Annotated in this window: 11 protein-coding genes and 1 pseudogene; 7 read left to right on the top strand and 5 right to left on the bottom strand. The window is 60.2% G+C overall.

The features are described from left to right. Window positions 1–149: 149 nt before the first annotated feature. The gene (locus ACYZTR_RS09450) at window positions 150–884 is read right to left on the bottom strand and encodes a thioesterase II family protein (RefSeq protein WP_461978288.1); all 735 of its coding nucleotides are present in this window, start codon (window positions 882–884) and stop codon (window positions 150–152) included. 85 nt (window positions 885–969) lie between these two features. Next, window positions 970–2,142: an MFS transporter gene (locus ACYZTR_RS09445; protein ID WP_461978286.1), complete on the bottom strand. Its 1,173-nt coding sequence runs from the start codon at window positions 2,140–2,142 to the stop codon at window positions 970–972. A 164-nt stretch (window positions 2,143–2,306) separates the two neighbouring features. Here ACYZTR_RS09445 and ACYZTR_RS09440 point away from each other — a divergent pair, with 164 nt between their 5' ends. The 4 genes from ACYZTR_RS09440 (at window position 2,307) to ACYZTR_RS09425 (ending at window position 6,494) form a co-directional block, all read left to right on the top strand. Then, window positions 2,307–3,107, top strand: coding sequence for a glucose 1-dehydrogenase (locus ACYZTR_RS09440; protein WP_461979634.1), 801 nt, complete (start codon window positions 2,307–2,309; stop codon window positions 3,105–3,107). After that, the gene (locus ACYZTR_RS09435) at window positions 3,100–4,926 is read left to right on the top strand and encodes a glycoside hydrolase family 15 protein (protein WP_461978284.1); all 1,827 of its coding nucleotides are present in this window, start codon (window positions 3,100–3,102) and stop codon (window positions 4,924–4,926) included. Before ACYZTR_RS09440 ends, ACYZTR_RS09435 begins: the two co-directional genes overlap by 8 nt. A gap of 241 nt (window positions 4,927–5,167) precedes the next feature. Continuing rightward, window positions 5,168–5,557, top strand: a complete 390-nt coding sequence (locus ACYZTR_RS09430) for a hypothetical protein (RefSeq protein WP_461978282.1) — start codon at window positions 5,168–5,170, stop codon at window positions 5,555–5,557. Window positions 5,558–5,591: 34 nt separating this feature from the next. Then, a complete protein-coding gene (locus ACYZTR_RS09425) occupies window positions 5,592–6,494 on the top strand; it encodes an alpha/beta fold hydrolase (RefSeq protein WP_461978280.1) in 903 nt (300 codons plus the stop codon). On the opposite strand, the gene ACYZTR_RS09420 is transcribed toward ACYZTR_RS09425, so the two are convergent. Continuing rightward, window positions 6,463–7,446 carry a GlxA family transcriptional regulator gene (locus ACYZTR_RS09420; RefSeq protein ID WP_461978278.1) on the bottom strand — a complete coding sequence of 328 codons (984 nt, stop codon included), beginning with the start codon at window positions 7,444–7,446 and terminating at the stop codon, window positions 6,463–6,465. The two genes, ACYZTR_RS09425 and ACYZTR_RS09420, sit on opposite strands and share 32 nt — an antisense overlap. A 92-nt stretch (window positions 7,447–7,538) precedes the next feature. Here ACYZTR_RS09420 and inhA point away from each other — a divergent pair, with 92 nt between their 5' ends. Beyond that, entirely contained in the window at window positions 7,539–8,234 is a 696-nt protein-coding gene (inhA, locus tag ACYZTR_RS09415) for an isonitrile hydratase (RefSeq protein WP_461978276.1), read from the top strand. 593 nt (window positions 8,235–8,827) lie between these two features. Here inhA and ACYZTR_RS09410 read toward each other — a convergent pair. Next, entirely contained in the window at window positions 8,828–9,316 is a 489-nt protein-coding gene (locus ACYZTR_RS09410) for an SRPBCC family protein (protein WP_461978274.1), read from the bottom strand. Between the two features lie 202 nt (window positions 9,317–9,518). Between ACYZTR_RS09410 and ACYZTR_RS09405 the strand changes: the two genes are divergently transcribed. Next, on the top strand, window positions 9,519–9,782 hold the full coding sequence (locus tag ACYZTR_RS09405; RefSeq protein WP_461978272.1) for a GFA family protein: 264 nt from the start codon (window positions 9,519–9,521) through the stop codon (window positions 9,780–9,782). A 60-nt stretch (window positions 9,783–9,842) separates the two neighbouring features. Further along, window positions 9,843–10,244: a lysozyme inhibitor LprI family protein gene (locus ACYZTR_RS09400; RefSeq protein WP_461978270.1), complete on the top strand. Its 402-nt coding sequence runs from the start codon at window positions 9,843–9,845 to the stop codon at window positions 10,242–10,244. 28 nt (window positions 10,245–10,272) lie between these two features. Here ACYZTR_RS09400 and ACYZTR_RS09395 read toward each other — a convergent pair. After that, window positions 10,273–10,549, bottom strand: a pseudogene (locus tag ACYZTR_RS09395) (hypothetical protein); the annotation flags it as partial. Window positions 10,550–10,702 lie beyond the last annotated feature (153 nt).

Raw genomic sequence — 10,702 nt, 5'->3', positions numbered from 1 at the left:
TCAGAAAGCGAGGGATATGACGAGGAAAGTGGGGTTGCTGTAAATCAAATTGTGGGAGCGGGCTTGCTCGCGAATGCGGTTCATCATTCAACATTGATGTTGGCTGACCTACCGTACTCGCGAGCAAGCCCGCTCCCACAGGTATTGCGTCAGGCGCTGGCGGCCATGACATGCCGCCGATGATGAACTTCCAGCTGATCCTTGATCACCCGCAACACCTTGGCCTCGTGCTCATGGATGAAGAAATGACCGCCAGCGAGCATGTCCACCGAGAAACTGCCGCGGGTTTCCTTGCTCCAGCCGATCAGCTGCTCGGTGGTGGCGCGGTCGGCCTTGCCGCCGAGCACATGGATCGGGCACGTGAGCAATGGACGTTGTTGCGGTTCGAAACGGCCGCACAATAGAAAGTCCGCGCGCAGCACTGGCAGCGTCAGGCTCATCAGCTCTTCGTTGGCCAACACTTCCTCGCTGGTGCCGTTGAGGGTGCGCAATTGCTCGATCAATTCGGCATCGGTTTTGGGCTCGGCGAAACCGCGATCGTAGTCGGCACGCAGGGTCGGTGCGGCGGTGCCTGAGGCGAACAGCGCCACCGGTTCCGCGCAGCCAAGCGAGCGAAACGCATGGGCCATCTCACAGGCCAGCAACGCGCCAAGGCTATGACCGAACAACGCGTACGGCGTCTTGAGCGTGGCTTTTTGTTCCTGCGCAAGTTGCAGCGCCAGGCGCCGCATGTCGGTGTGCAAGGGTTCGCCAAACCGGGCGCCACGCCCCGGAAGCTCCACGGGTTGCAGCTTGAGCCACTCCGGCAGTTTGCGTCGCCAGCGGCTGTAGACCATGGCGCTCGCACCCGAATAGGGCAGGCAGAGCAATGTCAGCTGGGTCACCGGGCTTACCTCGAAAAGTTGTCTGATAAGAGAACGGATGAGCGCCGAGAGGAATTAGTCGTACCGCCTCTCCCACATTTGTTCTTCATTTCAAGTGGCGCAAGCTTTGGACTGCGGAACCGAGGACCACGGCGCCAGCAACAATCGCCACCCAGAACCCGCTACGCGCCCCGAACGCATCCACCAGCCACCCGGAACTGCCTGCGCCGATCGCCACGCCAATGCTCAACCCGGTCACCAGCCAGGTCAGGCCTTCGGTGAGTTTGGCCGGCGGCACGATGCGCTCCACCAACGCCATCGCCACAATCAGCGTCGGCGCAAAGAACAACCCGGCGACGAACACCGCCAGCGACAGCCCGAGAATGTTCGTCGCCAACAGCAACGGCAACGTGGTCACCGCCGTCGCCACGCCGCCGTAAAGAAACAGTCGCGGCAGCGGCACTTTCGAGCGCAACGCCCCGAACGCCAATCCCGCCAGGCATGAACCGATGGCATACACCGACAACACAATGCTCGCCGCCGCCGGCTGGCCCTGCTGCTGGGCGAACGCCACGCTGACCACATCCACCACACCGACGATGGTGCCCATCGCGACCATCAACAGCATCAGCAACTGAATCTCGCCAGAACGAATGATCGAACCTTGATGATGTTCTTCATGAGGATGAATCGCCGGCTCGGTGTCACGTTGCAGCACAAACGCCGTGACTCCGATCGCCAGCATCAGTAACGCCGCCAACGGCCCGGCTTCGGGGAACGCCATCACGCACAACCCCACCGACAGTGGCGGCCCGACAATAAAGCAGACTTCGTCCAGCACCGACTCCAGCGCATAGGCGGTTTGCAATTCTGGCTGGCCGCGATACACCTCGGTCCAGCGCGCCCGCACCATCGCCGACATGCTCGGCATGCAACCAGCCAGCGCTGCGAAAAAAAACAATGTCCACTGCGGCGCCTGCAAGCGAGTGCAAAGCAACACCAGCAACAACGCCCCGCCACCGATCAGCGCCGATACCGGCAAGATCCGGCGCTGCCCGAAACGGTCCACCAGCCGCGACACCAGCGGTGCACAAAACGCCGTGGCCAGGGCAAACGTCGCCGCCACCGCACCGGCCAATCCATAACCGCCCTGCAATTGCGAGAGCATGGTGATCAGGCCGATGCCGGTCATGGAAATCGGCATGCGCGCGATCATGCCGGCCAGCACAAAAGCGCTGCTGCCAGGGGCGTTGAATAGTTCGCGGTAGGGGTTTGCCATGGTTCGGGTCTCAGCAAGGGCCTGCAAGTTGCCATAAACGCTGAGCGAGAGGAAAGCAGCCAATTGTTGGTTGAATGTGAAGGGGCCAGCGCAGTCACCAAATGAACTCTCTACCGCTCAAACCAGTCAGCTATTTAGGCCCTCAATTCAAGGCGCTGACGTTCATGCAGATTTCTCTCGACCAACAAGTCGCCCTGGTCACCGGTGCCAGTTCCGGCATCGGCGCAGCCGCCGCCAAGGCCCTGGCCGCCGCCGGTGCCGCCGTGGTGATCAACTACAATTCCCAGGCCGCCCCCGCCGAGGAGCTGGCCCGGCAGATCAATGGTGAAGGCGGGCGGGCCATCGCCATCGGTGCCGACGTTTCCAAAGAAGCAGACGTCGAACGGTTATTCGCACAAACCCTCGAAGCCTTCGGTTTTCTGGACATTCTGGTCGCCAACTCAGGCCTGCAGAAAGACGCACCGGCCGTGGACATGAGCCTCGACGACTGGAACCAGGTGATCGGCGTCAACCTCACCGGCCAGTTCCTCTGCGCCCGCGCCGCCCTGCGAATTTTCAACCAACAAGGCATTCGCGATGGCGTCTCGCGGGCCGCTGGCAAGATCATCCACATGGGTTCGGTGCACCAGCGCATTCCCTGGGCCGGTCGCGTCAATTACGCCGCGTCCAAGGGCGGCGTGGACATGCTGATGCAAACCCTCGCCCAGGAAGTCAGCCACCAGCGGATTCGCATCAACGGCATCGCGCCGGGAGCCATTCGCACGGCGATCAATCGCGCCGCCACCGAAGGCGAGCACGAGCAGGAACTGCTCAAACTCATTCCTTATGGCCGCGTTGGCGATGTCGAGGACATCGCCAACGCGGTGGTCTTCCTCGCCTCCGATGCTTCTGACTACATCGTCGGTACCACCCTGTTCATCGACGGCGGCATGAGCCTTTATCCGGAGTTTCGCGGCAATGGCTGATCATCATCCCGAAACACAAAGCGCTATCGATGCCCATGGCATCATCGGCGACATGCGCAGCGCGGCACTGGTCAACGACAAGGGCAGCGTGGATTTTTTCTGCTGGCCCGAATTCGATAGCCCGTCGATCTTCTGTTCGCTGCTGGACACGCCTGAGGCCGGGATTTTCCAACTGTCCCCGGATTTACCCGACGCTCGCCGCGAACAGATTTACCTGCCCGACACCAATGTGCTGCAAACCCGATGGCTCAGCGACCGCGCAGTCGTCGAAGTCACCGACCTGCTGCCCATTGGCGACAGCGAAGATGACACCTCGGTGCTGATGCGCCAGGTTCGCGTGGTCAGTGGCCAGGCAACGTTCCACATGCGCTGCGCCGTGCGTCATGACTACGCTCGCGCCAAGACCCGTGCGCGCATGGATGAAGGGGACGTGACCTTCGAGGCCGCCGATCAGCCGTCCCTGCGCCTGTCTTCAGACCAGGTTTTACGTATCGACGGCCATGCGGCGGTCGCCGAATTTACCCTCGAACAGGACCAGAGCGCCGAGTTCCTGCTCGGCGGCATCGACGATCCGCGCTTCCAGGAAGGCGCCGCAGCGCTGTGCATGGAACGCACGCTGAAGTTCTGGCGCGACTGGATCGGCCAGTCCAACTACCGCGGTCGCTGGCGGGAAATGGTCAATCGTTCGGCCCTGGCGCTGAAGCTGCTGACCTCGCGCAGACATGGCGCAATCCTCGCCGCCGCGACCTTCGGCCTGCCGGAAACGCCTGGCGGCGAGCGCAACTGGGACTACCGCTACACGTGGATCCGCGACGCCTCGTTCACGGTTTACGCGTTCATGCGCCTGGGTTTCGTTCACGAAGCCAACGATTACATGCGCTGGCTACGTGGCAGAGTCAGTGATTGCCACGGCAAATCGATGAAACTCAACATTCTCTACGCCATCGATGGCCGTCAGGAACTGCCGGAATCCGAACTTTCGCACCTGTCCGGCCATGGCGGTGCGACACCGGTGCGCATCGGCAATCAGGCTTACGAACAGGTCCAGCTCGATATCTTCGGCGAGCTGATGGACGCGGTGTACCTGGTCAACAAATACGGCGACGCCATTTCCCATGAAGGCTGGAAACACGCTGTGCAAGTGGTCGATCAAGTCTGCGAAACCTGGGAGCAAAAGGACGTCGGCATTTGGGAAATGCGCGGCGAACAACATCACTTCCTGCACTCGCGACTGATGTGCTGGGTCGCCTTGGACAGGGCCATTCGCCTCGCCTCCAAACGCTCGCTGCCCGCCCCGTTCGCCCGCTGGGATCAGACCCGACAGGCGATCTACGCTGACATCTGGGAAAACTTCTGGAACGAAGAACGCGGGCACTTTGTCCAGCACATCGGCGGCACCGCGCTTGATGGCTCAATGCTGCTGATGCCGCTGGTGCGCTTTGTCAGCGCCAAAGACCCGCGCTGGCTCGCGACCCTTGAAGCCATCCAGAAAACCCTGGTGCGCGACGGCATGGTCTACCGCTACCACAACGAAGACAGCCAGATCGACGGCCTCTGCGGCACCGAAGGCGCGTTCGCCGCGTGCTCGTTCTGGTACGTCGAATGCCTGGCCCGCGCCGGTCAGGTGGAAAAGGCGCATCTGGAATTTGAACAGTTGCTGAGGTACGCCAACCCGCTGGGGCTGTACGCCGAAGAGTTCGACAGCCATGCGCGGCACCTGGGGAATACGCCGCAAGCGCTGACGCACCTGGCGCTGATTAGTGCGGCCAGTTTTCTGAATCGGAAATTGAGTGGGGAGAAGAATTACTGGCAGCCTTGAGACCGAGTCACCTCCTTCGCGGGCCATCAGCCATACACAAGACTGACTGCCTACCCGCGAAACCAGTGGCCAGTGCAGTCCAGCCCCCCTACAACAATTAAACAAACCTGTCCAATCATCCGAAACCACCCATTCCAACAGCCCGAAAACGTTTGTTGCCAGCCGTAACATCCGCCCCTACCATCCACCGTCAACGGGTACAGCGGAGCTGTCCAACAAAACCCGAATTCAAGGAACCAGAATGACCCAGCGCATCCACCGCAGCATTGACACCCCACTCAGGTCCGGTCTGAACCGCGACGAATTGTGGGAAGCCCACGACAAAGGCCTGATCAAATGCTGGGAGATCGGCCGCCAACGCGCCGACCGCTTCCCCGAACTCGCCCAACGATGCCTTGCCGGCGAACTGCCGGTGCTGGGCTGGAAAGGTGGTGTCAGCCGTAGCCTGAAGAAACTCGAAAAATACGGATCCCTCAAGTACCTCGCTCAGTGGCAGGGGTTGCGCGGGGAAGATCTGGATATCGATCTGAGTGAAGAACGAGCGTTGACCTGTTCGCGGACCAAAATGGTGGTGACGTTTACGCCGGATCGGTCGAAGTACTTTAATCAGGTGGCGGAAATCGAAGTCTAGGAAATCGGTAAGAACAACCTCTCTGGAGTGTCGAATGAACACTGAAGCGCTGATCCACTTCACCCAAACTCCAGCTTTATCTCTCGCCTACGAAGAACACGGCCCTACCAGCGGCGAAGCCGTCATCCTCCTCCACGGCTTCCCCTACTCCCCCCGCGCCTACGACGAAATCGCCCCAGCCCTCGCAGCGAATGGCTACCGCGTCATCGTCCCGTACCTGCGCGGTTACGGCGCGACCCGTTTCAACAACCCCGACACCTTGCGCTCCGGACAACAAGCCGCGCTCGCCCAGGATTTGCTGGATTTGATGGACGCCCTCGCCATTCAACAAGCCGCCCTGTGCGGCTACGACTGGGGCGGTCGGGCGGCGTGCATCGTAGCGGCGCTATGGCCTGAGCGGGTTCGTTGCCTGGTGACCGGCGACGGTTACAACCTTCAGGACATTCCCCACTCCACCGAACCGTCGGCCCCGGAAACTGAGCACCGCCTCTGGTATCAGTACTACTTCCACACGCCACGCGGGGTCGAAGGCCTGACGAAAAATCGCCGAGCCTTGTGCGAATTGCTCTGGACGTTGTGGTCACCCACCTGGACCAAAGGCCCTGAGTTGTATCCGTTAAGCGCCCCGGCCTTCGATAATCCGGATTTCGTCGAGGTGGTGATTCACTCCTACCGCCATCGGTTCATGTACGCGGCCGGCGACCCTGCGCTGGAGTGGATCGAAGAAGCGCTGACCCGACAGCCGCCGATCAGCGTACCGACGATTTCCCTGTGCGGTGCTGACGATGGCGTCGGACCGGCACCGGAGATAGACGAAGACATCGCCCATTTCACCGGGCGTTATGAGCGACGAGTGCTGGCGGGCGTCGGGCATAACATTCCCGAAGAAGCGCCCGAGGCAACGCTCAGAGCGTTACTGGATCTGCTGGAGGGCTGACGCTGAAACGCTCGCGATAGGCCTGCGGGGTCACGCCCATGGCCCGCAGAAAACTGCGCCGAAGCGTCTCTTCGCTACCGAACCCACATTGCACCGCCAGCCGTTTGATCGGCACACCGGTGTCGCTGAGCAAACGTCTGGCGGTCTCGACCCGAATCAGTTCGATGGCCCGCGCTGGCGTCTGGCCGGTGTCGGCGCGGTAGTGGCGCACGAAACTGCGTTCGCTCATGCCCGCCTGCAGGGCCAAGGTCGGGATACCCAAATCCTTGGTGAGGTTTTCACTGATCCAGGCGTGAAGTTCGTCGAAACGATTACCTTCCTTTTGCAAAGAGAGGGTCACGCTGAACTGCGACTGGCCGCCGGGCCGTTTCAGGAACACCACCAGTTGCCGGGCGATCTCCAGGGCCATCGTGCGGCCAAGATCTTCTTCAACCATTGCCAGCGCAAGGTCGATGCCGGCGGTGACCCCGGCCGAGGTCCAGACCGGGCCGTCATTAATGAAAATCGGATTAGGTTCAACCTGCAGCCGCGGATGCTTTTGCGCCAACTGCTCGCAACGCGTCCAGTGAGTGACCACCCGGCGGCCATCGAGCCAGCCGCTGGCCGCCAGCAAAAATGCCCCGGTGCACACCGACGACACCCGCCGACACCCCGTCGCATGCTCACGCACCCACGCCACCAACGGTGGGTCTTGCGCCGCGTCGTAAACGCCCCAGCCACCGGCAATGATCAACGTATCGCTCCCCCCCTCGGGCAACGGTTCGGCGAGCAGCGCCAGCCCCGCCGACGACATGACCGCCCCGCCGCCGCTGGCAATCACCGTCGGCGCGTAAGGCGGCGGCAAGCCTTTCTGACGAGCAATGTCATTGGCCGAGGCGAACACCTGCAACGGCCCGGTGACGTCGAGCAATTGCACACTGGCAAAGGCGAGTACGTGAATGGTTTTTGGCATGATTGGCGTAATTCGTGGGGCTATTGGCGTATACGCCAAATCCTACGAGCCTAAAGTTAAGGCGTCTACCCCCACTTCATGAGAAAAATGCCATGACGTTGCAGATCGGTTTTCTGTTGTTTCCACAGCTTCAGCAACTGGACCTCACCGGCCCATACGACGTACTGGCCTCGCTGCCGGACGTGAAGGTGCATTTGGTCTGGAAGGACCTGATGCCAGTCACCGCGAGCACGGGCCTGGTGCTGAAACCGACTTCGACCTTCGACGATTGCCCGCCGCTGGATGTGATCTGCATTCCCGGCGGCAGCGGCGTCGGGCCGTTGATGGAGGATGAAGAGACACTGACCTTCATCAAGGCTCAGGCCGCCAATGCGCGTTACATCACGTCGGTCTGCACCGGCGCGCTGGTGCTCGGCGCGGCGGGTCTGTTGAAAGGCAAGCGCGCCACCACTCACTGGGCCTATCACCAGTTGCTGGCGCCTTTGGGAGCGATCCCGGTGAAGGATCGAGTGGTGCGCGACGGCAATCTGCTGACCGGTGGAGGGATCACGGCGGGCATCGATTTTGCCCTGACGCTGGCCGCGGAGTTGTTCGATAAGGACACGGCAGAGCTGGTGCAGTTGCAGCTCGAATACGCCCCGGCGCCGCCGTTTGCTTCGGGCAGCCCTGAGACGGCTCCAGTCAGCGTGCTGGAGGAAGCCCGCAAACGTGCTGCCGGATCGTTGAAATTGCGCTCGGAAATTACCGAGCGTGTTGCGGCGAAACTTGATTGGGCGTCAGTACGTTGATTCGTTCCTCGGTGCTGCCAGCGCCCGGCTGCATCGAGGACTTTCCATTGCCCACAAAAAAACCCGCCTAAGCGGGTTTCTCAAGACCATTGCGACATCCTGTCAGCAGCCATCCGGGCCTATGGTCGATCATCCGTGATCCTGAGTGCATCCTGCGACTCAGTTGATAGATCGAGATTAAACACATCGGTGACGCATCAAAAGACGACATACCCGTCAGCGGGTGTAAGCCTTTGACCACTCGGGTCTAGAAGCAGATTTCAACAGACGAAAAAAAACCCGCCGAAGCGGGTTTTTCCCAAGACCATGTCGACTCCCTGTCGATAGCGTTCCTTGCTGATGGCCGATCATCCGTGATCCCGAGCACTTCCTGTGCTTCGGTTGATGAGGCTAGATTACGCTTCGGATCCAATGTGCAATAGACGACATAGCTACCATCGCGTGTAAGACATTCGCTATAGCAGCCCTTCCGAAAACCCTTAGACAGGTCAGGCATCAAGCAGTGATGCCGCGAGTTTAGCGGCCTGCAGCTGACCTTCGGCAGCACCAGCACCAGCGCCCAGCGTTTCAGCCAAGGTTCGAACATGCAGCCATCACTCTTCCTGGCGCTCGTGTTCCTTGGCACTGACTTTGAGAAACTCTTCGATGTTGTTCATCTGTTCATCCCAACCGCGGCTGTCCATGCGAAACGCCTTGAGCCGGCGCGTCTGAGGAATGTGATCGAAACCGGACTCGGTGACCTTGAGCAACGTGCCTTCATCCATGTCTTCGAGCTCGAATTTCACCAGAGTGGTCGGCTCCTGGGAGTAATCGACTTCCGGCGCCACGGCATACGGGTGCCAGCGAAACGAAAATACCCGTTCCGGCTCGACCCGCTCCACCAGCACATTCCACAGCAAGTGCTCATAACCCGGGTACGTAATCTGCCCCTGGGTCCATTCACCGGCGACAAAACGCTTGCCTTCCAGCGCCACGCCAAACCACTGCCCGAAGGCTTCGGCATTGGCCAGCACGCGCCAGACCTGCGAACGCGGCGTTTTAAGCAGGATCTTCCTTTCAATGCGATCTGATGCTGGGTTCATAAGTCACCTCCTGTACTGAACAGTAGGCCTGTAAGACCACAAGACCAACCCTAAAGTTGTATCAATCGGGTATCGCAATCAACCCTGTACGAAATACTCGGCTGCATTTCTGCCCCTGAGCACCGGTTTGAAGACAAGAGTCAGCGGGCTGAAGCTGGTAACGTTTGCAAAACAGACAAGAATATTAGCCCCACACTCACTCATGCTCTCGGGGAAACATCGCTGGACCAAAGGTCAGGACCATCTGAGCAGCTATGAATCGTCGCCGGGCAAGCTTCGGCATTTCCGTTCGGTCTGCGGCTCACATTTGATGGCTGAGCGCTTGGCCCAGCCCCACGTGATTGTTCGTGTGGCGACACTGGATGATGACCCGAAAATGACGCCTCAAGCGCATACCTGGACGTCACATGACGTGCCGTGGCTCAACTACGAGTCGATCGAAAATCACCTTGAATGGCAGGCATAGCCAGGCCAATGCGTCGCGCTACACTGCACCTCAACTTTCCACGTCACAGCGAGAATCCCCATGCACCGACGCTTTCTTCTGGCACTGACACCTCTGCTGTTCACCACCGCTGCTTATGCAGTGGACTGCGACAATGCCACCGATCAGGCCACGATGAATCAATGCGCGGCACAGCAGCACAAGGCGACGGATCAGGAGTTGAATGCGCTTTACCAGCAGATCAACGCGCGTTTGAAGAGCAACCCCGAAAGCAAAAAGCTGCTGATCGGGGCGCAGCGTTCGTGGATTGCGTTTCGCGATGCCGAGTGCAAGTTCTCGAGTGCCGGGGTGAAAGGCGGGAGTGCGTATCCGCTGATCTACAGCAACTGTGTTACTGAATTGACCAAGGCGCGGGTTGAGACTTTCAAGAATTACTTGAAGTGCCAGGAGGGGGATTTGGGTTGTCCGGTGCCTGGGGCTTGATACTTGGGTGCCTGTGAGGGCCTCTTCGTCGGATCGCCGCCCGGAGCACCGTAACATGGTTCACATAACAGAAACCGCCCGCCGCTTCTGCCCGGGCATGGTGCCCCGGTGGACGACACAAGGCGTAAGCGGCCGGCTCGCCAACAAGCGAGGCTGTCGGTTGCTCAACCGTAAAGCCCAATGAACGAGACGCCTGCACCAACCGCTGAGCGCTCGGGCACTTCCTGCGGCGTGCGCATCTGCCCACGGGAGTAGCAACTGCGCGGATGGTGAAGCGATTGTTCGGGGTGGAAAAAACTGCGCATGGGTTTATACCTGTCAGTTGTGGCGAGGGGATTTAGCGGACCGCCGCACCGCCCGTTCGGCTGCGAAGCAGTCGCAAAATCAGTTGACGCGTTATGCAGGAAGAAATGCAGGCTCAGGTTTTAGGGCCGCTGCGCAGCCCAGCGGGGATAAAT

The organism is Pseudomonas sp. Hz4 (assembly GCF_054898165.1).
Note: the sequence above shows the minus strand (reverse complement) of the source record. Positions and strands in the feature narration are given on the sequence as shown.

Coding starts and splice junctions, on each gene's coding strand:
- inhA (WP_461978276.1), top strand. CDS start 7,539: ATGACGTTGCAGATCGGTTTTCTGTTGTTTCCACAGCTTCAGCAACTG.
- ACYZTR_RS09425 (WP_461978280.1), top strand. CDS start 5,592: ATGAACACTGAAGCGCTGATCCACTTCACCCAAACTCCAGCTTTATCT.
- ACYZTR_RS09435 (WP_461978284.1), top strand. CDS start 3,100: ATGGCTGATCATCATCCCGAAACACAAAGCGCTATCGATGCCCATGGC.
- ACYZTR_RS09420 (WP_461978278.1), bottom strand. CDS start 7,446: ATGCCAAAAACCATTCACGTACTCGCCTTTGCCAGTGTGCAATTGCTC.
- ACYZTR_RS09445 (WP_461978286.1), bottom strand. CDS start 2,142: ATGGCAAACCCCTACCGCGAACTATTCAACGCCCCTGGCAGCAGCGCT.
- ACYZTR_RS09410 (WP_461978274.1), bottom strand. CDS start 9,316: ATGAACCCAGCATCAGATCGCATTGAAAGGAAGATCCTGCTTAAAACG.
- ACYZTR_RS09430 (WP_461978282.1), top strand. CDS start 5,168: ATGACCCAGCGCATCCACCGCAGCATTGACACCCCACTCAGGTCCGGT.
- ACYZTR_RS09400 (WP_461978270.1), top strand. CDS start 9,843: ATGCACCGACGCTTTCTTCTGGCACTGACACCTCTGCTGTTCACCACC.
- ACYZTR_RS09440 (WP_461979634.1), top strand. CDS start 2,307: ATGCAGATTTCTCTCGACCAACAAGTCGCCCTGGTCACCGGTGCCAGT.
- ACYZTR_RS09405 (WP_461978272.1), top strand. CDS start 9,519: ATGCTCTCGGGGAAACATCGCTGGACCAAAGGTCAGGACCATCTGAGC.